We start from the raw sequence: 20,964 nt of genomic DNA on the forward strand, positions 1-20,964 counted from the left end.
TAGCTTTCATACCATGAAAATAATACTATCCTGAATTATTTCCAATAAAAAAGAGACTGCCTTTTCAGACAGCCTCCCTAAAGGATGATTGGTTTAATTCTATTGGGCTACCTTAAAAATTATAGGAATTGAATAACTCACATTAACCGGTTTTCCTCTTTGTTTTCCCGGTTGCATTTGCGGCAGCGAGGCTACCACCCGTCGGGCTTCTTCTTTTAGTTTGGGATGTGGCGCCCGTACCTGGATGTTGTTCACCAGGCCTTCGGTGTCGATTTCAAACATAACATCTATTCGATACGTACCTTCTAAACCTAATTCTTTCCCCAACCCGGTGTTGAAATTCCGATTTATATAATGAGAAATCTTTTCAACCATACATTCTTTCCTTGCCTCATTGTCTTTTAAATCTTCACAACCCGGAAATACAGGCACATCTTCCAGAAAAATAAAAGGAAGACTTTCTATGGGTTCTTCGGTGGTGGCATCGATAATCTCGTCGGGTTCTACTATATCGCTCAGGTCGATTTCGGTAGATTCAATTTCACCTTCGGTTACCTCGTCGTTGGGATCTATCTCAATAATATCTGGGATTACAGGGGTGGGGGCGGGAGGAGGGGTTTCTTCAAATACAGTTACCGGCGGCTCTTCTTCTTCAAAATTTTCCAGGGCAATCTTTTCCCTGGAACTTTCAACCGATGCATAGGTCTTCCATTCTATACTGTACAAACTAAGCAGTAATACTACTATAAGTCCTAATTGAAAAAACAGGGTTGATCGTCTGCGCAAATCGGCTCGTGAATGTTTTTTTGATTTCATAAGATTTAAGTTTAGAGTTACATTGATTCGAAAGTTTAGTTAGGTTTTGGATGAAATATTTCTCCAATGGAATAGCCCAGGAATCGCAAGCTTTTAAGCCTGGATTATCGAAATACATACTAGAAATTTAATTCAATAACAACTTCTCAATAAAAATGCCAAAAGATTGAATTATCATTTGTTTTTAAAGAAAAATCTTTGATGTTTGGGTTTCTGAAGGTAGCTTCCAAACTAATTATCAGAATAAAGGAGTAGATCAAAGCTTAATCCGGTTGAAATTTTCTAATTTTAAATAGAATTAGATTCCGGCTTTTATGCTTTTCGAGATCAACACCTGGCCGCTGTTTTTGGCCGTTGTATTTATCTTCTTTCTTGCAGTGTTGCTTCGCTATCTCCTGGTGGCCGGGGCCTTTTACCTGCATTTCTATGTTTTTAATTCTGAAAAATATAATTCCCAACGCCTTAGCCGCAGACCGGCAAAAAGGAAACAATTCAAACAGGAAATTTGGTGGAGTGGCTGGTCGTCGGTGATTTTTGGCTTTTTTGGGGCCCTGCTATATTGGCTCTGGCAAAAAAATCTTACCGCGATTTATCTGGAAGCCGATAAATTCGGCTACTGGTATTTGCCGGTGAGTTTACTCATAATTCTTTTGCTTCACGAAACCTATTATTACTGGTTGCATCGCTGGATGCATCATCCTAAAATTTACCGGAAAGTTCACAAGGTGCACCACGATAGTCTTACGCCCACGCCCTGGACGGCTTTTTCCTTTCATCCCTGGGAAAGTTTGCTGGAGGCTTTAATCCTACCCGTGTTATTGCTGTTTATCCCGGTGCACATTGGGGTGCTTGGCCTTTATTTAATGATAATGACCCTTAGCAGCGTAATCAATCATTTGGATATCGAAATTTACCCGAAAAGTTTTCTCAACAGCAAGGCCGGGAAATATTTTATCGGTGCCACCCATCATCATTACCATCACGCCGAGTTCAATAAAAACTACGGATTGTACTTCACCTTCTGGGACCGTTGGATGGGCACCGAAAGAAATTAAGATTTGTTCACGCAACCTTTTTTATTTTCCTGCATCTACTCAGTGGTAGCCCTACCTGCTGAACATCTGTTTTCTAAAAAATCACCGTGGCCCGAACTTTGCAAAGTTTGGGTTTAATACTCATTATTATGGAAAAAGTTTATAAGGATTTAATGAAGGGTTATAAGGATGACACCTTGAGGGAGATCCTTAAGTCAAAGAATATGTTTGAGAAGCAGGCAGTAGATGCTGCGCTGGCAGAAATAAGAAAACGCGGTCTTAAAATCAAACAGCCCGTTAATCAATAATCGGCCTCCCGGTTTTTAAAATTCATAGTCTAAAGGCTATGATTTAGACCTCCAAAAGTAAGTAAATCACTTTTGGAGGTTTTTTTATGTGGTAAGCTGAAGCAACAGAAATGTAGAAATTCGCTTCAGAAATTATTTCCAGAATTCATCTTTATAATTTGGGCAGGAAATTTCCTGCTCGTGTCCCTGCTCTATTTTTTCCAGTTCGGTTTTGCTCGCCTGCGACTGAATTTCATTAAACAATTCTCTTTCTTCAAAACGTATATGATTTTCGAGCAATTTGCTCAACTCAAGCAGGGAGGAAGAAGCTATATTTTCTTCTGAAATCAATGCTTCGATACGTCTGTGCTCCTCAAGGGCTCTTTTTACCAGCGAATGTGAAGTACCCAAAACCGGAAACACTACTTTTTCTTCAATGGTAAAATGCTCCTGCAGCTGATTAGCCCAAAACCACCGGCAATACTCTTTTACGCACTGAGGTTTTATACCTTTTTTGACCGCTTTTGAAACGCGCAGCGCGAAAATCAGGCCCTGGTGGTGATCCCGGCTTAGGGGCTGCAGACTTGTATGGCGTTTGATGGGTGTAGGCATAGTAGCCGTGAAATTTTCATATAAAGTTAAAAATTAGATCAGTAAAAGCCCGAGTACATAAACACAAATTCCCAGCAGCATTAAAATTAGGGTGTAAGGCAGGATTTCGCGTGCTTTTAATCTGGTTATGGCCAGCAATGGCAAGGCCCAAAAAGGTTGCAGCATATTGGTTATCTGGTCGCCGTAGGCCAGGGCCATCACCGCCTTGTTTAGCGGAACTCCCAATTCTAAAGCGCTTTCGAGAATAATTGGGCCCTGCACAGCCCATTGACCCCCGCCGCTGGGAACGAAAATGTTCACCAGACCCGCGCTAAAAAAGCTGTAAACCGGTAAACTTACTTCTGAAGAAATCCCCACAAAAAATCCCGAAATATCGCTTACCAGCCCTGTTTCGCGCATCACGCCCATAATTCCGAAATAAAGAGGAAATTGAATGAGAATGGCTGCTGCTCCTACAATGGCCTTGTCTAAAGCTTTCAGAAATGAGAAAAAGGATCGGTGTAGTAAAATACACAGGCCCAACATTAAAAAATTCAACATATTCGGGCTTAGATTTGCGCTTAAAATCTCTTCGGAATAGCTTGCCAAAAATGCACCCAGCAAGAGAAGTGCGAATAGGCTCGATATAAGTTTGGAGTGCTCAAATTTTTCTGCTCCTTTAAGAACTTTTTCGGGCAACCTGGTTTTTTTCTCAGGTTCGGGTTCTACGGCCCGGGTACCACTAAATCTTGCCAGCAAATACAGCAACAAAGGCACCAGCACAAGTAAAATTCCAAAAATTAGAAGATTCCAGCTGGCAAAAATACTTTCTGAAGTAGGAATACTTTCGGGTAATCTGTTCAAAAATTCAGGGGATGCCGCAGGGAAGAGGCTGGCTAAATGACCGCTTTCAGCAGCTTTTAGCGGGGCGCTGCCGCTAATGCCGGCGTGCCATACCATTAATCCCACATAACCTGCTGCACCAATTAAAGGATAGTTGATCTCGAAATTTCTTTCCCGGGCGGCTTCGGCCACCTTTCGGGCCATAATAGCCCCGAAAATCAAACCCAGGCCCCAGTTAAAAAACGCGACCAGCATAGTAGAAACCGATACAACAATCACGGCACTGCCGTTGCTGTTAATGCCCCTAATTAGAATTGAAATTAATTTGCTTACCGGCTTACTGAGTACTAAAATATGGCCCAGTACCAGGATAAGCATCATTTGCACCATAAATACCAAAAGCGCCGAATCCCACGTTCCTGCCTGCCAGAATTGTAGAATTTCTACGGCAGATTGGGCATTCTGTTCGCCGGTAAAGAAAAACGCGATAAAGAGGGTGAAAAGGCTAAGAATTACGGCGAGGCTAAAAGGGGAGGGGATAAATTTTCTGAAAATATGCTCAATTTGTTTTGAAATGCTCATAGGCTTAGCCGGCTTTATTTTTTAAAAAATCAAAGCCTCCTTTGCGCAGGTTTATGCCATATTCTAGCCAGGCTTTAAGGCAGGCCAGGAAATTAGCCCAACCCTCGGTATTGCCTTTAAGCCAGTTAATCCCGGTTTGATCGTTAGGCATAGCTTTTTCTGAAATCTTCACCAGGCAGGAATTATTTTCCCTGGGTTCAAGGTGTATCTCAATTAGCAACTCCCGGCCTTCCATCTCCCAGGTGAAACTTATGAATTCGGCTTCCCGAAGTTTTTTCACCTGAATGGGGAAGGCTTCTTCAAATTCCTCGAATTCCCAATAAACTTCGGTATGAGCTTTCATTTTGCCCGAAGCCTTCGAGATGAAATAATTGGTCATTTGTTCCGGGTCTATGATAGCTTCATAAACCTCTTTCGGGGTTTTAGCGATTTGTAGCTGGCAGTGAATTTCGAGCTGTTTCATTTCAAAATCATTCTGGATGTTCTGAAAGTTACTAATTTTTAATATTTATAGTGCCCCACAGCCCAATACAAAAAAACCGACCGGGGCTGCCGGTCGGTTTTTGCTTTTCAGAAGACTTTCTTATTCCTCTTCTTCTTCGTGTCTTCTTCTCTCATCCCTGCGGGTGGGATTTTGGTTTCTCTCGTTTTGGCTACCTCCGCGAGGTTGGGCCTGCTGCTTTTGCTGCTGCTTTTTTTCCTGATTTTTCATAATCATTAATTTTAAAATGGTTAATACATTAATTGCACTCCTAAATTAAACTTTAGGGATCTGAAAATCAGTGTAAAACAAGCTAAAAATCTGGTAAAAATCAGGGTTGAATGCAGCCCTTGAATTAGGTTAACATTAAGAGCCGATCTTGCAGGCCGGGCTCAAAAATCAGAATTTGTACACGCTTCCTGCTAAAATTTTCAGAAAATAAATGCTTCGCCTGAAATTTAATTTTATTCAATTTATAGGATTGTCCAAAATTACCCCATAAAACTAAAACGAAAAAAATCCTGAAAAACAGGATTTTATCTAAAACCGATAAGCTTAAATATCTCTGGTTCTAATTTTTAATTTCCATCTTGCCAATCACCTCAATCGGGATTTCCATTCCCTGGGGTAGTTGAGCACTGGGTTCTACTTTGGTAATACCTTTAAAATTCTGATCGATATTAGCCGATTTGATCCAGCCTGTTTCCAGGTCTATCACGATTTGAGAATTCATACTTCCTTCCATATCATAGGTCATTTCCATTCCGTTGGTCTCTATCGAATTATCAGCATCCGATTTAAATTTCCCGTCTCCAAGAAGCACAGCTTCGGACTCGTCCAGTCTCTCGAGAGTATAGGTAGAATTTACATCTCCGGCCATCCCGGCTTTTAGAGCGGTAGTGATTTGCCAGCTGTCTCCCTCCTTTACAGGTTCATCTGGAAAAATCGCCGATACCATTTCGATATTGCCCTTCATCGCATCTGGACCGTAGGCCTGCATCACCTGGGCCTTGATCTGTTCCCGCTCGGCTTCAGAAATATCATCGAACTGCCCAAATGCCGATTCCCAGAGGCTTTCTACATTCTTTACTTCGGTAATCTGGCCATTTTTCTGCATCACCAAATCAAAAGGCTTGTTTTTCATCTCGGCCAGCATTCGTGAAAGATGGTCGTCGGCTCCAGATTCTGAAGAAACTTCCATACTCATCTGCGGCATTTTCATCGATAATTTTAATTGATCATATTCAGCTTGCATCTGGTAAGCATCGCCCTGAATGCCCACCACCTTAAAATTCATATTGCCCGAAACCAGCATCTCCATATCGATGCTCTGGCCCATAACTTCCTGCTTGATTTTCGAGGTGTAGTTGGTAATTTGCTTATAGGTTTCTCCTTCTTTTAAGTTTAAACCGAGTTGGGTTTGTGCGCTTGCGGCAAACCCAACAAAAAGCATTAGCAATAAACTGCTCAATTTCTTCATAATTGTTTTAATTAAAGAGTGATTAAAAGCTAAAGATAAACTTATGGCTGAAAAGTAAGGACAAACTTTTTAAAATAGGCTAAAAAATCCCCTAAGGAACTATTGAAAGGCGGCAGCAACCTGGTCTTCTACCTTTTTTTCGCTTATCAAATAAACGAGGCGGTTAATATTCCTGATATTTTTTCCGTCATCGCTTAGTAAGATTTTGGTATTGGGACGGCTCTTAATTTGTATGTTGTATTTTTCCGATTGAGGTATCTCTTTTATTTCGATGGTTTCTCCCCGGCGATACCAGGCACGGGTAGAATATTTTAAACCCTCAACAGCTTCCATCTTTTTAAAATCCTTAAAATCTGGATGAGCAGCAATGCGTTCTTCGATTTCAGAAAGACTTATTTCTGAATGCATTTTTAAACTGCGCGAGAGGCTTAAGTCTTTTTTGAGCGGGGATACTCCCCAGCCTTTGAGTTTTTTATAAAGTTGGTAACAATCAAAAACCGTAAAGATCGAAGAAAGAATAAGTGCGGTGAAGAGACTATCATTAAGCTCCTCCAGATTGAACAAATTGAATCCCAAGCCGATTAAAAGGAAAATGATATAACTAAGCAGAAATTGATTGACGCAAATCTTGTAGAAATTTTTCAAAACTGGGCTTATGGATTCCCGGGTAAATTAACAAATTTGAATGAAATATTCTGTTTTGCTCAAAAAAAATCCCCGCCTCGCGGCAGGGATTGTAGTATTGTTATTCAAATATTTTATTCCTGAACTTCAGCATCGTCTAATTGAGCCAGCTCTTCTTCCTCTTTTTTGCGCTCTTCAATAAACTCCTCCAGGGCCTTCCCGTATTTAGATTTTTTCACCTGTGGCTCTAATGAGGTGTAGATAGTATCCAGATATTTAATATTGGCATCAAATACTTCTGAAAGTGCCAGATAAGGGGCAATTTCAAGGTCTTTATTGTTAATGGCATAATTCACGGTATATAAATACCTGCGCTTTAGCAGCTTTTCATAACGCTGGTCTAATTCCAGTAGTTTATCATCGTCACCGGCCTGCTGGGCTTCAAAATTTTCTTTAATGATATCGAGGTTGCTGTCGTTAAAACGCTGCATCATTTTTTGATATTCGGCCAGTTTTTCCTGATTTCTGGAACCTACGATTTTGGCTTCACTTTCAAATTTCTCTAAATTGGTAATTATGCTCACCTCCCCTTCATCGGCAAAAAAACCAATACGATCATCATAATCGTTATTGTCTACTTTTTCGAGATATAGATACAGCATCTCGGGACTCTCCAAATAAGTTTCCAAAACTACTTTCGAATTGCCATTTACCACAACCGAATCGAGATTTACCAAAGAGGTATCTTCGATTTTTTGAAGAAAAAGGGTACCCTTTTTAAGGCCCTTTACTTCAGCATTCACAAAAAGATTAGACTCCTTTTGCCTGGAACAGGCGGCAATTGTTAGAATTATTAAAAACAGGAAACTTATTTTTTTCATTTTGAAAACGGGGATTTTTAGGAGCACAAATATCTTATAATTTTTGATTATTTCTTAGTTGGGAGGCTTTAAAGTCTTAACAAAATTCGTGCTGTTTTTTAATCCTGAAATTGACTTTAAAATTTAAGCTCCGGAAGCCATTTGCATCAAAATAGTTGTCAAAATGGCGCCATAGGTGCCTACCACATATCCGAAAACCGCCAGCAAAACGCCAACTGTGGCTAAGGAAGGGTGAAAAGCGGCTGCGACCACAGGAGCCGAGGCGGCTCCTCCCACATTCGCCTGGCTGCCCACAGCAAGAAAGAAATAGGGAGCTTTGATGAGTTTTGCGATAACGAATAAAAAGATGATATGGAAAAGCATCCAGATGAGTCCAATTCCAATCAATCCCGGATTGTCGAAAACCATAGTGAGATCCATTTTCATCCCGATGGTAGCTACCAGGATATAGATGAAAATACTCCCCAGTTTGCTGGCGCCGGCACCCTCGTAAGACTTCATTCGGGTAAAAGATAAAGCGATTCCAATAGCAGTGGCTATGGTGATCATCCAGAAAAATTCAGAAGAAAAAGAGCTTAAAGCACTTTTGGTATCGGTAAATACTTCAAAATTTTCAGACAGGAAGCTGGACATCGCTCCTGCGCCCCAGTGAGCAAGCCCCACGGCTACAAAGGCCAGGGAGAGCATAATGATATAATCGGGAAGCCCCGGGTTGCGCGTAACGCTGGCGGCATAATTCGATACTTTTTCACGTAATTCTCTAATGGCAGAATCATCGGCCTTTAACCAGGCATCGATTTTATCGGTTTTTCCAATCCCCATAAGTAAGCCCGCCATAAGCAGGTTGGCCACCACGATATCTACCAGAACCATTCCGCCATAAAGATCGGGGTTGTATTCATAGATTTCAAGCATTGCGGCCTGGTTGGCGCCACCACCAATCCAGCTTCCGGCGATAGTAGAAAGGCCTCTCCAAATCGCATCTGGGCCCACGCCACCAACGGTTTCAGGAGAAATAGCCGAAACTATGAGAATAGCTACAGGTCCCCCGATAATAATTCCGAAGGTTCCTGCAAAAAACATGATAAGGGCCTTGGGCCCAAGATTAAAAATCGCTTTTAAGTCTATGCTCAGGGTCATTAAAACCAGGGCGGCTGGTAATAAATAGCGGCTGGCTACATAGTATAATTGGGAGGTGCCATCGTCTATCAATCCCAGCGAATTGAAAATAGCCGGCAGCAAATAACACATTAAAAGCGCCGGTACTACAGAGTAGAATTTTTTCCAAAAGCCTTCTTTTTTAGAAGAGGTGTAGAATACAAAGCCCAGGGCGAGCATTAAAAGTCCAAAAACAATGGCGTCGTTGGTAAAAAGCGGTTCGTTTTCCATAAGTAGATTTCTTGCCGCGGCAAAATACAATTTTTCTTAAACTCTTCTTAAAGCAAAAGCCGGAATTGAAGAACAACCCGGCGAAATCTCAAATTTTAAGACCCATAAAAAAATTGAATTAAAGCCGGAACAATTCCCGAAGCGAAGTGGCCACCCCGTCTTCCTTACCATGAGCGGTAACTTTATTGGCTACCTCGAGCACTTCTGGTCTGGCGTTACCCACGGCTACGCCCATACCCACGCCTTTAATCATTTCCACATCGTTGTAGTTATCGCCAAAAGCCACGCAGTCTTTGGCCTCGCAGTTATAATGTTTTTGAAGTAGTTCTTCGATCGCGGTGAATTTGGAGATTTTTGAATTGGCGATTTCCAGGTAGGTGTCTTTGCTGCGATAAAGATGCAGCTGGCCGGGAAATTCAGAAGAGAGAAAATCTCGTATCTGGTCAATTTTTTCGGCATCTCCCATCGCCATTATCTTGTGAGCGCTTTTATCCTCGCTATCCCATTTCTCCAAAACTTCTGAATTTGCTTTTAGTTGAGGGGCGATTTTGGTATTATTTTCCTCTCTTTGAGCCCAAAAATCATTTTGCGGCACATACCACTCGTCGTTATGATAAAGGCTTAAATGCGCATCGGTATTTTTATTAAAATTTGCCAGGCTCTCCAGAATGTTAAATGGAATTTCGGTAGAGCTTATGCTTTGGCCATCAACAAGAATTAATCCGCCGTTATAGGCGATAATAGGTTCGTGGCTAATTTCCAGTTTTTCCTGGAGGTGTCTCATCGCAGCAGGCATCCTGGCCGAAATAAGCACCACCGGTAATTTTTCTTTCAGATGTTTAATGGTTTCTATGGTTAGGGGAGAAAGATCCCTCTCAGCATTCAATAAAGTCCCGTCGATATCTGAAAATATAATCTTATATGGCATAATGGCTTTTTTGTAGAATTGGTTCGGCTTTGAGCTTGCAAACTTACTATTTCCTTATTACTTTTTCTTTGGGTGTCGTTTGGCTTCCTTTAAGGCGCGGTCAAGCATCCACTCAATTTGGCCGTTGGTACTGCGAAATTCATCGGCAGCCCACTTCTCAACCGCTTTGAGCAGCTCTTCATCTATGCGTAAGGCAAAAGCTTTTTTAGACATGTTTATTCAACTTCAATAGATTGTATAAAATTCACCAGGGCCGGGATAAGATCAGGATGCAGCGGCCGGTTAGGTTCATTATAGGATTTTGTGTTCACTAAATCATCATTTCCTTCAATTTTTCTGAAGATATGATTCATTTGTTCCATTAAAATGAGATTGGCTTCGGGTTTTGCGCGATGCAAAATTTCTGCTTCTGAAGTTTCTACCTGCACATCGGCCGTTCCCTGAATGATAAGCACAGGGATTTCCAGTTTTTTAAGTTCTTCAGCAGGATTAAGCTGAATCCAGGAGTGCATATAAGGCTGTACCGATGGCCTGAATAAAGAGGCCAGCATAGGATGATAATTTTCGGTACTGCCTTTCTCTCTTAATTCGGCCATTGCCTGGCGGGTATTATCCTGCAAACCTGGGGCCTGTTTCCCGATCTGGTCTACAATAATGCTGTCGATACTACGCCCGGCACCGGCCAGAGAAATAAAGGCATCGGCACGGTTTTTCGCTGCCATCATCCCGATAAGGGAACCTTCGCTATGCCCGGCAACGATGATCTTGCTGAAGTTTCCTTCAGTAGTAAAATATTCAAGAATTTGCTCAACATCTTCCACGAAATGCTGAAACCTCAAATCCTTTTCCTTGATTTTGAGCTCGTCCATTTTAAAAATCCGCTTGTCGAACCTGAAGCTGGCAATTTGATTTTCGGCTAATTCGTGAGCGATTTTTTTAGCAAAATTGCTTTTCATCATAGGCTGATTCCCATTGCGGTCGGTTGGGCCGGAACCCTGAATAAAGATGAGCAGCGGCGGATTCTCAATCCCGGTAGGCACATTTAAAGTACCGGTGGTGAATTTGTCGATTTTCAGCTCCTGTTCCCGGAATGAGCTCTCCTGGGCTGAGAGAAAACCTGAACTTAAAAATAATATGAGGAGTAGTTTTTTCATTTTTCTGAATGTTTTAATGCAAGTTTACAAAGCCTGCCTCTGGGGTTTTTGAAGGAGTTTCCTAAAGAGCCTCATCCCGCATTCGCGGAAAATACCGGCTGATCACTTTTTTTGCCGATTCGGGTTCGTGGGTACCAATTAAAAATCTCTTCCCCGACTTCATTACAATTTGAATGCCTGAATTTCCCGAAACGTTCCAGGCCCGGTTTTTTGAACTGCCTCTAAGGCCCCAACCTCCATATTCCCGAATAGGTGAGTAGGTGCGAACATAACATTCTTCCATATCATCCCAGCGAAAATGCTTGTTTAGAATACCAACCGGCTTCCAGCGAACACTGATGCCCGCCTTATCTATATGGGTATGCAGTTTCATAGAAAACAACAAAATGCTTATCACCACCACCAACGGAATAGCGATCAATAACAGGCCGGTGCTTTCGAGTTCCTGTAAATCGGTTTGCTCCCTGAATAATGCAACCGTTAAACCGGTTAAGACCAGGCCCAGCCCTAAAAATAACCACCATTGTCTAAAAGACTGACTTTCTTCAAAAATTCTCATTCTAATGATTTAAAGTTCCGGCGTTGACCACCGGGGTGGCATCTTTATCACTGCATAACACCACCATCAAATTGCTAACCATAGCTGCACGGCGTTCAGCGTCTAGGTCTACCAGGTCTTTTTCGTTTAATTGATGTAAAGCCATCTCAACCATACTCACTGCCCCTTCTACTATTTTGTGCCTGGCCGCGACGATTGCGGTGGCCTGTTGACGTTTAAGCATGGCACTGGCGATTTCGTTGGCGTAAGCCAGGTACCCAATTCGGGCTTCGAGAACTTCGATACCCGCGATATTCAGTCGTTCTTCCAGTTCCTTTTCAAGGGCTTCACTAACTTCATTTACGCTTGAACGCAGGGTGATTTCTTCCTCCAAACCTTCATCGGCAAAATTATCATAAGGATAGAGGCTGGCCAGTTTTCTCACGGCAGCATCGGTTTGTACCACTACAAAATTTTCAAAATTGTTCACATCGAATGAAGCCTTATAGGTGTCCATCACGCGCCAAACCAGGATGGTGCTAATCATAACCGGGTTTCCAAGTTTGTCATTAACCTTAAGCCGTTCTGAATCGAAGTTGCGGGCACGAAGGGAAATTTTGTTTTTGGTGTAAAATGGATTAACCCAAAATAAACCGTTTTTTACCACGGTGCCTTTATAATCTCCGAATAACAATAAAACCTTCGATTCATTGGGGTTTACCAGAATAAATCCGGGCAACAGGAACAAACCAAAAAGCAGGATTAATAGGAAAAATGGATTTTTCATGGCAATTAAGCCTGCTCCTCCCAGGAGGAGAACAAACAAGGCTACAAATAGCATTACATAACCATTTGAAGGGCTGAGGTGTTTTTCCTGTGTCATAATTTAAAAGAGTTGGTTGATATTAAAATGATATCATAAATATATAAAATTAAATTGAGTTCTGCTTGCTTTAGTAAAAAATTGATTTGTTTACCTTTGCGCCAAATAAATGTAGGCTATGAAAAATCTGTTGATTGTAGTATTTATTCTGCTAATTGGAAATGTACAGGCGAGCAATCTGGGAGAAGATTGGGGAAAAACCGGGCACCGAACCACCGGAGAGATTGCCCAGCAACATTTAAGCAATAAAGCTAAGAAAGCCATTGCAGATCTACTAGATGGCCATAGCCTGGCTTATGTGGCCAATTTTGCCGACGATATAAAAAGCGACCCCGATTACAGAAAATACGGTCCCTGGCATTATGTAAATATCGATCCCGATAAAACCGAATATGACCGGGCCGAAGCCTATAAGGGAGGTGATTTGGTACAGGCCATTGAAAAAGCTGTTGAGGTTTTGAAAGATAAAAACAGCAGCCGGGAAGAAAAGCAATTTCACCTCAAAATGCTGGTGCATTGGCTGGGCGATTTGCATCAGCCCTTCCACGTAGGTCGTAGTGCCGATAAAGGCGGAAATGATATACAGGTAAGATGGTTTGGAGAAGGTTCAAATATTCACAGGGTTTGGGATAGCCAGATGATAGATTCTTACCAGATGAGCTATACCGAATTAACCGAAAACCGTGATAAGCTAAGCCGTAACGAAATAAAGGCCCTGGAAGCCGGCGAGTTACTGGATTGGGTTTATGAATCCCGGGAAATGGCCGATGAATTATATGCTTCAGTTGAAATTGGGGAGAAACTGGGTTATGAATATATGTACAAATGGTTTCCAACTGTGCGCACACAACTTCAAAAAGGAGGAATACGTTTGGCCAAACTGCTCAACGATATTTATCGCTAGAGCTTAGTTGATAATATTTCTGAAGGTAAGATTTATCCTTGGACCAATATCCCTGGCTGTTTTTGGCAATTGATGTTTCCAATAATGCTGCATTTCTCCCTGCATTACGAGCAAACTGCCATGTTGCAGATCGATTTTGTGTTTTAAAGCCCTGGTCTTGTGCTTCATCTGAAAATTTCTCACTGCACCCAGGCTTAGGGAAGCAATCACGGGATTTTTTCCCAATTCCTTTTCATCGTCGGCGTGCCAGCCCATAGAGTCTTTTCCATCGCGGTAAAGATTTGCCAAACAGGAATTGAAGTTATACCCGGTGGCCTCCTCAATCCTGGTTTTAAGAGCTTCCAGGTTTTTATCGAAAGGCCGGGGTTTTAGTTTAAGTCCTGAGTAGGCATAATTCACCCCTTGCGAAGCATAAAAGGCCGATAATCTTGGCTGAGGTAAAAGCTTTCCGAAGATTTTAATTTCAAGTTGCTCCCAGGCGATATGTTTTTGAAAATACTCAAACAAGGCATCGGCATCTTTCAATTCAAGAAATTGCGGGGCAAGCAATAATTCGGCTTCCGGGAAACTAAGTTTTTCAAACTCCATATTACAGCTCAATATAGAACCAGGCCCACCACATAAGAAAGAACTGCAGCGGAACACGAAGTATCAACGCCCATTTAGGCATCCCTGCTCCAGCTTTTTCTGAAGAAAGCATATAAAAATGCACCAGCAGAAATATAGAAAGCATTAGAATAATCCCGTAAATAGCCAGGTTCTTGGTTTCCGGGAAACAAAGTGCTATCCCTAAAATGATTTCTGCCAGGCCGCTTAAGTAGACCAAAGTTTTATGCGCCGGTAAATATCGCGGCATAATGCGCATATATAATCGGGGTTTTAGAAAATGCATGAGGCCTGCGAAAATATACATCGCCGCCATAAGATAAAGATGCCAGGGATACTCCATATTTTAAAGATAGAATTTTTATGAAGTTATTTGAATGTACCCCAATTCATATTCATAAAACTCTACTTCAAAACTTAAGTAGAGAATTGATTGTCAAAGTCTTGCATAAGCTGATAAATTCCAAATAAATGTGAGTTTTTACTTACAAATTAACAAATGTTTTGGTGATTATTAAGTTTTAAACTAACTTTCAGCGCCCTATCCTACTAACTTAAATAAGAACTGCATTGAGGAAAATTACAGTATTTCTGCTTAGCTTTCTCATATTCGTTACCTACTGTTTTCCCCAGCAGGGAAAGGATAGTCTAAAGGCCTTGCACGAGCAAACTGCCGATTACCTGGGGAAGTATAACTACCTGCAAAGCATTGAAGGGGGCATAAAACTTATTGAAGAGGCTAAAAAGAGAAATGACGATTATTACCAGTTTCTTGGGCATAATATTTTAGGAAATGCCTATGTGGATATACAGGATACTGCCCGGGCCCGTCGAAATTATGTGCTAGCTCTTGAATTTGCCGAAAATACAGGCAACGACACCCTTCTAATCACTGCCTATAATAATTTAGGAAATATTTATTCTGAAGTCCCCGCAACTGCCGATAGGGGGATCGCATATTACAATCGCGGGATTGCATTGGCTGAAAAATTAAATCTCCCCGAAGAAGGCCTTTTTTCCATGATCAATATTGCCTGGACATATCTCGATAATGGAAAGTACGATATGGCCTTTCCTTATTTGGAAGAATCGCTTGAGATGCTTGGTGAAAAAGAAGATAATTACGTGCGTTCGAACTTGTATATGCTCCTGGGGCGCTATTTTGATAAAAAACAACTGCAGGATTCTGCGAAAACCTATTATCGGGAGGCGCTGTATTTAGCTGAAGCCGATAGTTTAATTTTGCAGGCTTCAGAAGTTTCTAAAAATTTTGCTGAATTGTTGTTTAACGAGGGACAGTTTGAGGAAGCCTATACTACCCTTGAAAAGCACAATGATTATAACTCTCAGATTTTTGAAAAAGACAGGCTGGAACAAATCGAAGCGGCAAACGCCAGGTTTGACCTGAATGAATATCAAAAGAACCTTGAGATCGCCAAAAATGAACAGGTTTATCAGGATCGAATGATTCGTAAGTCTAATGAGGTACTTATCTTAATGCTTATCTCTTCGCTGGTCTTACTGGTAATTTTGATCGCGTTGAATAAAATAAACCGCGACAGAAAAAAATTAATCAGGGAACTAAAGGAGAAAAATCAGCAATTGCTGGAAGCAAAGGAACAGGCCGAAAAATTATCGGTATTAAAAACCAGGTTTTTCTCTACGGTTAGCCACGAACTGCGAACCCCGCTTTATGGGGTGGTGGGTTTAACCACCCTGCTTATGGAAGATGAAAGCCTGGCCTCACACAAAAATGATCTGAAATCCCTTAAATTTTCAGCCGATTATTTGCTGGCTCTGATCAACGATGTACTTCAAATGAATAAGATGGAGTCTAACCTGGTGAAGCTGGAGAAGATGAGTTTTGATATCAGGGAGTTGATTTTAAGCATTGTAAATACCTTTGAATTTAGCAGAATTCAGAATAAAAATGAGTTGCATTTTCAGATAGATGATGCAATCCCACAATACTTAATTGGGGATAAGGTACGCCTTTCCCAGGTACTTATGAATTTGGTGGGTAACGCCATGAAATTCACCGAACGTGGCAATATCTCTATCACGGCCAAATTGATTGATCATTCCGAAAATAAGGCTCAAATATATTTTGAGGTTAAAGATGATGGCCTGGGAATTCCGGAGTCCAAGCAAAAAGTGATTTTCGAAGAATTTTCTCAACTTAGGTCGGCAAATTACAATTACCAGGGTACCGGTCTCGGGCTTCCTATTGTAAAGAAATTGCTGGAATTATTTAATTCAGAAATTCATTTGGAAAGTGAAGAAGGGGAAGGCTCAAAATTCTATTTCAACATAGATTTTAAAGTAGATAGATCTCCACAAATGCCCGATCTTTTCAATGAGCAGTTAGTCACCGAAGGTGTAGAATCGGCTAAAAATATCCTGATAGTTGATGATAACCGTATTAACCAGGTAGTGACCTGCCGCATTTTAGAAAAACAAAATTTTAACTGCCATGTGGCAAAAGATGGGTTGGAAGCCATAGAAAAAGCCCGTGACCGGGCATTCGATCTTATTTTAATGGATGTTAATATGCCGGGAATCAGTGGCCTGGAGGCTACCCGTAAAATTCGGGAGTTCAATGAAGAAGTTCCGGTAGTGGCTTTAACCGCTGTAGAAATCGATGAAATACGCGATAAAATCTACCGCGCCGGGATGAACGATATCATCGTAAAACCCTACGATGTGCAGCAATTTTATCAGATTGTATATCGAAATCTCAATCTACACCTGGTACAGACCGAAGAAAATTAAAGCATAAAAAAATCCGCCTTCATTACCGAAAGCGGATTTTCATTTAATTATTCTAATTCCTACTTCACCATCTCAAAGCTACGCTTTATAAAGGCTGTAAGCTCTTCACCTTTTAGAAGGTTCTGAGAAAGCCTGGCAAGATCCAGCGACTGCTTGATCAAACGCTCCTGTTTCTTGGCAGTTTTTGTGTTTAGAATTTCTGAAATCAACGGGTGGTTGGTATTCACCACCAGGTTATACATTTCTGGCATATTCCCCATTCCAAACATTCCGCCACCCCCGGTTTGCTGCATCTCTTTCATACGTCGCATAAATTCGGGTTGAGTGATCATTAGCGGTGCCGCGTCGCTATCCATTGCTTCCAGTTGAACAGTATACTTCTCTTTTGGAACTACGGTTTCAAAATCTTTCTTCAATTTCTCTTTTTCCTCGTCAGAAAGTTTTGAAATTTTCTCATCGTCTTTCTTAATCAGATTGTCTACGTGGTCTGCATCTACACGAGCGAAAGAGATTTTTTCTTTTTCACTTTCCAGCTTCTGTAGCAAATGCGATACAATTGGAGAATCCAGCAATAAAACCTCGTATCCTTTTGCTTTGGCGGCTTCGATGTATGAATGTTGCTCATCTTTATTGGAAGCATATAAGATCACCATATTCCCGTCTTTATCGGTTTGGTTTTCCTTAATCTTTTCTTCCAGTTCGGTGTAGGTGTAAAACTTATCGTCTACACTTGGGTAAAGAGCGAAATCCTGGGCTTTTTTGAAGAACTTATCTTCAGAAAGCATTCCGTATTCAATAACTACCTTGATATCATTCCATTTTTGTTCGAAATCTTCACGGTTATTATTGAAAAGAGATTTCAGCTTATCGGCCACCTTTCGGCTAATATAGCTGGAGATTTTCTTTACATTGCTATCGGCCTGCAGGTAAGAACGGGAAACGTTTAAAGGTATGTCTGGTGAATCTATAACCCCGCGAAGCATGGTTAAAAACTCGGGTACGATTCCTTCTACATTATCGGTTACAAAAACCTGGTTTTGGTAAAGCTGAATCTTATCCCGCTGAATATCCATATTCCCGGTCAATTTCGGGAAATAGAGAATTCCGGTAAGGTTGAAGGGATAATCTACATTAAGGTGAATGTGGAAAAGCGGCTCCTCGAACTGCATTGGGTACAATTCGCGGTAAAAATCCTTATAATCCTTATCTTCCAGTTCATTGGGCTGCTTGGTCCAGGCCGGATTTGGGTTGTTGATAATATCATCTACGGTTTTGGTCTCCGGTTTGGCATCTTCCGCAGCGTCTTCAGGCAGCGGAAGCGATTCTTCCCTGGTTCCGAATTTAATCGGAATAGGCATAAATTTATTGTACTTGGTAAGTAACTCGCGAATGCGACCTTCCTCTAAAAATTCCTTATCATCCTCATTGATATGAAGTATGATCTCGGTGCCGCGCTCCTGTTTGTCGGCTTCTTCTAAGGTAAATTGAGTGGTTCCTTCACAAACCCAGTGAGCTGCAGGCTCGTCTTTGTAAGATTTGGTGATGATCTCTACTTTGTTAGCTACCATAAAGGCAGAATAGAAACCAAGCCCAAAATGGCCAATAATTCCGCTGTCTTTGGCAGAATCCTTATACTTTTCAAGGAATTCTTCGGCACCCGAAAAGGCTACTTCGTTGATGTATTTCTCAACTTCTTCCCTGGTCATTCCAATTCCCTGGTCTATAACATGAAGGGTTTTGTTCTCTTTGTCGATCTTCACCTCGATTTTAGGATTGCCATATTCCACTCCGCCGGCCTCTCCAATATCGGTAAGGTGCTTGAGCTTAAGGGTTGCATCGGTCGCGTTAGAAATCAATTCTCTTAAAAAGATTTCGTGGTCACTGTAAAGAAATTTCTTGATAAGCGGGAAAATATTCTCAACAGATACATTAATAGTTCCGGTTGCCATATATTTTAAAATTTAGATTTTAATTTTTACTACCCTGGTTTAGTCAAAAAAAATACCATTGCCAGTGCGCTGACAAACTGACAGCGCTGTAAGTTTCTCCGCACATTTGCGTCTAAGCCAATGCTGCACAAAATTCAGCCTCAAATATTTAACAAACATTTTGTTTAATTTTATGCTTTTAAGATTAAACAAAACTTATCTTTGAAAAAGAAAAATTGCTATGAATACCACAAAAAAAAATACAAACACTAAAAAGAGTCTCGACCAGGATAAATTAATCGCATTGTATATGGATTATGTTTTGGAAAATGAGCAGGCTCCAAGAAGTGTATATAAATTCTGTAAGGAAAATAAAATAAAGGAAGAAGAGTTCTATAATTTTTTCGGAAGTTTTGAAGGTTTGCAGAAAGGAATTTGGGAGCGCTTTTTTGATCACACTTATACCGTTCTGGAAAGCAGCCCTGAATATCAGAATTTCAGCAATCGTGAAAAGATGCTCACCTTCTACTTTACCTTTTTTGAAATGCTGGCCGCCAATCGCAGTTACGTGTTATTAAGTTTGAAACAACACAGCAACCGCCTCAAAGGCCTGGAACAGCTTAAAGGTTTAAGAAAACAGGTAAAGAATTTCGCTGCAGAGCTGATTAAGGAAGAAAACGAAACCAAAAGCCTGAAGCTTTTAAAGCAGTCTGAAAATATTTTTTCTGAAGCTGCCTGGGTACAGCTTATGTTTCTGCTCAATTTCTGGCTCGATGATAACTCGGCCAAATTTGAAAGCACCGATGTGGCCATAGAAAAATCGGTAAACACGGTTTTTGATGTATTTGATAATACTCCACTGGAAAGGGTGATAGATTTTGGAAAATTCCTGTGGAAAGAAAAAATGGCATAGATGAAAACCATAGATAAAATACCAACCGGCAAGCTGGGCCGAACCTCCAAACTGGTGCAAACCGGGGTAAAGGTAGGAGGGAATTACCTGAAATATTATGGTAAGAAAGCCCTGAATCCTGAACTCACAAGGGATGAGCTGGACAATAGCAATGCCGAAGATATTTACGATGGTCTAAAAAGCCTTAAAGGAAGCGCGCTTAAAGTGGCGCAAATGCTTTCGATGGAAAAAAGTTTGTTGCCCGGTGCCTACGTAGAAAAGTTTAGTTTGGCGCAATTTAGTGTGCCCCCGCTTTCGGCTCCTTTGGTTCGCAAAACTTTTAAGAAATATAACGGGAAATATCCCGAAGAGCTTTATGACAGCTTTACCAGTAATAGTGTGAATGCTGCCAGTATCGGCCAGGTGCACCGGGCAGAAAAGGATGGGAAAAAACTTGCTGTGAAAATTCAATATCCCGGGGTGGCCGATAGTATAAGTTCAGATTTGGCGATGGTAAAGCCAATTGCCGTAAGGATGTTTAATCTTCAGGGAAAAGATTCTGAAAAGTATTTTAAGGAAGTTGAGGGCAAATTGCTGGAGGAAACCGATTACTTACTGGAAGTACAGCAAAGCAAGGAAATTTCTGAGGCCTGTAGTCATATCCCTAATTTAAAATTTCCGAAGTATTATGAAGATCTATCCAGCGAGAGAATCATCACGATGGACTGGATGCAGGGAGAGCACCTAAGCGATTGGGCCAGGAAGAATAAAGATCAGGAAAAAGCGAATAAGCTAGGGCAGGCATTATGGGACTTTTATATGTACCAGATGCACGGGTTGAAGGCTGTGCACGCCGATCCGCATCCGGGAAATTTTTTGGTCGATGAAGATTCGAATTTAATCGCCATAGATTTTGGTTGTATCAAGCAGGTGCCCGAAGATTTTTATATACCATATTTCGAACTGGCTAAAAAAGAGAATATTAATGATCCTGAATTTTTCAACTCAAAACTCTTTGAACTTGAAATTTTGAGGAAAGATGACTCGCCAAGAGAGATTGAATATTTTTCTGAACTCTTCTATCAAATGCTGAATTTATTCACCAGTCCGTTTCACGGGGAGAGTTTCGATTTTGCCGATGAAAATTTCTGGAGTTCAATTACAGAATTGAGCGAGAAATACAGCAAGGATACCGAATTGAGAAAAATGAACGGAAACAGAGGGAGCAAGCACTTCCTTTACATTAACCGCACATTTTTTGGACTATATAACCTTCTGCACGATTTAAAGGCAGAAGTGAAGATTAATAAGTTTCGCGATTATCTGTCATAATTGTAGGTTTATTTATTGG

At 41.1% G+C, this 20,964-nt stretch carries 23 protein-coding genes; 6 read left to right on the plus strand and 17 right to left on the minus strand.

The window, feature by feature from the left end:
- Window positions 1-99: 99 nt before the first annotated feature.
- A complete protein-coding gene (locus ACW6QP_RS14630) occupies window positions 100-816 on the minus strand; it encodes an energy transducer TonB (protein WP_457911619.1) in 717 nt (238 codons plus the stop codon).
- Window positions 817-1,130: 314 nt separating this feature from the next.
- Between ACW6QP_RS14630 and ACW6QP_RS14635 the strand changes: the two genes are divergently transcribed.
- Both ACW6QP_RS14635 and ACW6QP_RS14640 read left to right on the plus strand, forming a co-directional pair.
- A complete protein-coding gene (locus tag ACW6QP_RS14635) occupies window positions 1,131-1,871 on the plus strand; it encodes a sterol desaturase family protein (protein ID WP_457911620.1) in 741 nt (246 codons plus the stop codon).
- Between the two features lie 128 nt (window positions 1,872-1,999).
- Window positions 2,000-2,158 carry a hypothetical protein gene (locus ACW6QP_RS14640; protein ID WP_457911621.1) on the plus strand — a complete coding sequence of 53 codons (159 nt, stop codon included), beginning with the start codon at window positions 2,000-2,002 and terminating at the stop codon, window positions 2,156-2,158.
- A 132-nt stretch (window positions 2,159-2,290) separates the two neighbouring features.
- Here ACW6QP_RS14640 and ACW6QP_RS14645 read toward each other — a convergent pair whose 3' ends face one another.
- The 13 genes from ACW6QP_RS14645 to ACW6QP_RS14705 all read right to left on the minus strand — a co-directional run bounded on the left by ACW6QP_RS14645 (window position 2,291) and on the right by ACW6QP_RS14705 (window position 12,511).
- The gene (locus ACW6QP_RS14645; RefSeq protein ID WP_457911622.1) at window positions 2,291-2,749 is read right to left on the minus strand and encodes a hemerythrin domain-containing protein; all 459 of its coding nucleotides are present in this window, start codon (window positions 2,747-2,749) and stop codon (window positions 2,291-2,293) included.
- 33 nt (window positions 2,750-2,782) lie between these two features.
- Entirely contained in the window at window positions 2,783-4,153 is a 1,371-nt protein-coding gene (locus tag ACW6QP_RS14650; RefSeq protein WP_457911623.1) for a short-chain fatty acid transporter, read from the minus strand.
- A 4-nt stretch (window positions 4,154-4,157) separates the two neighbouring features.
- Window positions 4,158-4,616: an SRPBCC domain-containing protein gene (locus ACW6QP_RS14655; protein ID WP_457911624.1), complete on the minus strand. Its 459-nt coding sequence runs from the start codon at window positions 4,614-4,616 to the stop codon at window positions 4,158-4,160.
- A gap of 120 nt (window positions 4,617-4,736) precedes the next feature.
- Window positions 4,737-4,865: a hypothetical protein gene (locus ACW6QP_RS14660; RefSeq protein ID WP_457911625.1), complete on the minus strand. Its 129-nt coding sequence runs from the start codon at window positions 4,863-4,865 to the stop codon at window positions 4,737-4,739.
- A 340-nt stretch (window positions 4,866-5,205) separates the two neighbouring features.
- Window positions 5,206-6,114 (minus strand): DUF6263 family protein, encoded by a 909-nt coding sequence (locus tag ACW6QP_RS14665; protein WP_457911626.1) that lies wholly within the window; start codon window positions 6,112-6,114, stop codon window positions 5,206-5,208.
- A gap of 99 nt (window positions 6,115-6,213) precedes the next feature.
- Window positions 6,214-6,759, minus strand: coding sequence for a hypothetical protein (locus tag ACW6QP_RS14670; protein WP_457911627.1), 546 nt, complete (start codon window positions 6,757-6,759; stop codon window positions 6,214-6,216).
- Between the two features lie 113 nt (window positions 6,760-6,872).
- The gene (locus ACW6QP_RS14675) at window positions 6,873-7,619 is read right to left on the minus strand and encodes a DUF4369 domain-containing protein (RefSeq protein ID WP_457911628.1); all 747 of its coding nucleotides are present in this window, start codon (window positions 7,617-7,619) and stop codon (window positions 6,873-6,875) included.
- A 123-nt stretch (window positions 7,620-7,742) separates the two neighbouring features.
- The gene (locus ACW6QP_RS14680) at window positions 7,743-9,008 is read right to left on the minus strand and encodes a DUF819 family protein (protein ID WP_457911629.1); all 1,266 of its coding nucleotides are present in this window, start codon (window positions 9,006-9,008) and stop codon (window positions 7,743-7,745) included.
- A gap of 118 nt (window positions 9,009-9,126) precedes the next feature.
- Window positions 9,127-9,936: an HAD family hydrolase gene (locus tag ACW6QP_RS14685; RefSeq protein WP_457911630.1), complete on the minus strand. Its 810-nt coding sequence runs from the start codon at window positions 9,934-9,936 to the stop codon at window positions 9,127-9,129.
- Window positions 9,937-9,993: 57 nt separating this feature from the next.
- Window positions 9,994-10,149: an Arc family DNA binding domain-containing protein gene (locus ACW6QP_RS14690; RefSeq protein ID WP_457911631.1), complete on the minus strand. Its 156-nt coding sequence runs from the start codon at window positions 10,147-10,149 to the stop codon at window positions 9,994-9,996.
- A gap of 2 nt (window positions 10,150-10,151) precedes the next feature.
- The gene (locus tag ACW6QP_RS14695) at window positions 10,152-11,090 is read right to left on the minus strand and encodes an alpha/beta hydrolase (protein WP_457911632.1); all 939 of its coding nucleotides are present in this window, start codon (window positions 11,088-11,090) and stop codon (window positions 10,152-10,154) included.
- A 61-nt stretch (window positions 11,091-11,151) separates the two neighbouring features.
- On the minus strand, window positions 11,152-11,649 hold the full coding sequence (locus ACW6QP_RS14700) for a hypothetical protein (RefSeq protein ID WP_457911633.1): 498 nt from the start codon (window positions 11,647-11,649) through the stop codon (window positions 11,152-11,154).
- 1 nt (window position 11,650) lies between these two features.
- Entirely contained in the window at window positions 11,651-12,511 is an 861-nt protein-coding gene (locus ACW6QP_RS14705) for an SPFH domain-containing protein (protein WP_457911634.1), read from the minus strand.
- Window positions 12,512-12,629: 118 nt separating this feature from the next.
- Here ACW6QP_RS14705 and ACW6QP_RS14710 point away from each other — a divergent pair, with 118 nt between their 5' ends.
- On the plus strand, window positions 12,630-13,415 hold the full coding sequence (locus ACW6QP_RS14710; RefSeq protein ID WP_457911635.1) for a S1/P1 nuclease: 786 nt from the start codon (window positions 12,630-12,632) through the stop codon (window positions 13,413-13,415).
- A gap of 3 nt (window positions 13,416-13,418) precedes the next feature.
- On the opposite strand, the gene ACW6QP_RS14715 is transcribed toward ACW6QP_RS14710, so the two are convergent.
- Window positions 13,419-14,003 carry an alpha-ketoglutarate-dependent dioxygenase AlkB family protein gene (locus tag ACW6QP_RS14715; protein ID WP_457911636.1) on the minus strand — a complete coding sequence of 195 codons (585 nt, stop codon included), beginning with the start codon at window positions 14,001-14,003 and terminating at the stop codon, window positions 13,419-13,421.
- Window position 14,004: 1 nt separating this feature from the next.
- Window positions 14,005-14,364, minus strand: coding sequence for a DoxX family protein (locus ACW6QP_RS14720; protein WP_457911637.1), 360 nt, complete (start codon window positions 14,362-14,364; stop codon window positions 14,005-14,007).
- Window positions 14,365-14,591: 227 nt separating this feature from the next.
- Here ACW6QP_RS14720 and ACW6QP_RS14725 point away from each other — a divergent pair, with 227 nt between their 5' ends.
- Entirely contained in the window at window positions 14,592-16,793 is a 2,202-nt protein-coding gene (locus tag ACW6QP_RS14725) for a response regulator (protein WP_457911638.1), read from the plus strand.
- A gap of 59 nt (window positions 16,794-16,852) precedes the next feature.
- Here ACW6QP_RS14725 and htpG read toward each other — a convergent pair whose 3' ends face one another.
- Window positions 16,853-18,742, minus strand: coding sequence for a molecular chaperone HtpG (gene htpG / locus ACW6QP_RS14730; RefSeq protein ID WP_457911639.1), 1,890 nt, complete (start codon window positions 18,740-18,742; stop codon window positions 16,853-16,855).
- Window positions 18,743-18,962: 220 nt separating this feature from the next.
- On the opposite strand from htpG, the gene ACW6QP_RS14735 reads away from it, so the two are divergent.
- Window positions 18,963-19,634, plus strand: coding sequence for a TetR family transcriptional regulator C-terminal domain-containing protein (locus ACW6QP_RS14735; RefSeq protein WP_457911640.1), 672 nt, complete (start codon window positions 18,963-18,965; stop codon window positions 19,632-19,634).
- Complete coding sequence (locus tag ACW6QP_RS14740; RefSeq protein WP_457911641.1) at window positions 19,635-20,945, plus strand: ABC1 kinase family protein; 1,311 nt, start codon at window positions 19,635-19,637, stop codon at window positions 20,943-20,945.
- The last annotated feature ends 19 nt before the right edge of the window (window positions 20,946-20,964 follow it).

Source organism: Salegentibacter haimaensis, assembly GCF_054121495.1.

Excerpts from the sequence above, each read along its gene's own strand:
- ACW6QP_RS14710 (WP_457911635.1), top strand. The coding sequence starts at position 12,630 with ATGAAAAATCTGTTGATTGTAGTATTTATTCTGCTAATTGGAAATGTA.
- ACW6QP_RS14645 (WP_457911622.1), bottom strand. The coding sequence starts at position 2,749 with ATGCCTACACCCATCAAACGCCATACAAGTCTGCAGCCCCTAAGCCGG.
- ACW6QP_RS14705 (WP_457911634.1), bottom strand. The coding sequence starts at position 12,511 with ATGACACAGGAAAAACACCTCAGCCCTTCAAATGGTTATGTAATGCTA.
- ACW6QP_RS14700 (WP_457911633.1), bottom strand. The coding sequence starts at position 11,649 with ATGAGAATTTTTGAAGAAAGTCAGTCTTTTAGACAATGGTGGTTATTT.
- ACW6QP_RS14720 (WP_457911637.1), bottom strand. The coding sequence starts at position 14,364 with ATGGAGTATCCCTGGCATCTTTATCTTATGGCGGCGATGTATATTTTC.
- ACW6QP_RS14740 (WP_457911641.1), top strand. The coding sequence starts at position 19,635 with ATGAAAACCATAGATAAAATACCAACCGGCAAGCTGGGCCGAACCTCC.
- ACW6QP_RS14635 (WP_457911620.1), top strand. The coding sequence starts at position 1,131 with ATGCTTTTCGAGATCAACACCTGGCCGCTGTTTTTGGCCGTTGTATTT.
- ACW6QP_RS14715 (WP_457911636.1), bottom strand. The coding sequence starts at position 14,003 with ATGGAGTTTGAAAAACTTAGTTTCCCGGAAGCCGAATTATTGCTTGCC.
- htpG (WP_457911639.1), bottom strand. The coding sequence starts at position 18,742 with ATGGCAACCGGAACTATTAATGTATCTGTTGAGAATATTTTCCCGCTT.
- ACW6QP_RS14675 (WP_457911628.1), bottom strand. The coding sequence starts at position 7,619 with ATGAAAAAAATAAGTTTCCTGTTTTTAATAATTCTAACAATTGCCGCC.
- ACW6QP_RS14665 (WP_457911626.1), bottom strand. The coding sequence starts at position 6,114 with ATGAAGAAATTGAGCAGTTTATTGCTAATGCTTTTTGTTGGGTTTGCC.
- ACW6QP_RS14640 (WP_457911621.1), top strand. The coding sequence starts at position 2,000 with ATGGAAAAAGTTTATAAGGATTTAATGAAGGGTTATAAGGATGACACC.
- ACW6QP_RS14660 (WP_457911625.1), bottom strand. The coding sequence starts at position 4,865 with ATGAAAAATCAGGAAAAAAAGCAGCAGCAAAAGCAGCAGGCCCAACCT.
- ACW6QP_RS14655 (WP_457911624.1), bottom strand. The coding sequence starts at position 4,616 with ATGAAACAGCTCGAAATTCACTGCCAGCTACAAATCGCTAAAACCCCG.
- ACW6QP_RS14690 (WP_457911631.1), bottom strand. The coding sequence starts at position 10,149 with ATGTCTAAAAAAGCTTTTGCCTTACGCATAGATGAAGAGCTGCTCAAA.
- ACW6QP_RS14735 (WP_457911640.1), top strand. The coding sequence starts at position 18,963 with ATGAATACCACAAAAAAAAATACAAACACTAAAAAGAGTCTCGACCAG.
- ACW6QP_RS14630 (WP_457911619.1), bottom strand. The coding sequence starts at position 816 with ATGAAATCAAAAAAACATTCACGAGCCGATTTGCGCAGACGATCAACC.
- ACW6QP_RS14680 (WP_457911629.1), bottom strand. The coding sequence starts at position 9,008 with ATGGAAAACGAACCGCTTTTTACCAACGACGCCATTGTTTTTGGACTT.
- ACW6QP_RS14650 (WP_457911623.1), bottom strand. The coding sequence starts at position 4,153 with ATGAGCATTTCAAAACAAATTGAGCATATTTTCAGAAAATTTATCCCC.
- ACW6QP_RS14685 (WP_457911630.1), bottom strand. The coding sequence starts at position 9,936 with ATGCCATATAAGATTATATTTTCAGATATCGACGGGACTTTATTGAAT.
- ACW6QP_RS14695 (WP_457911632.1), bottom strand. The coding sequence starts at position 11,090 with ATGAAAAAACTACTCCTCATATTATTTTTAAGTTCAGGTTTTCTCTCA.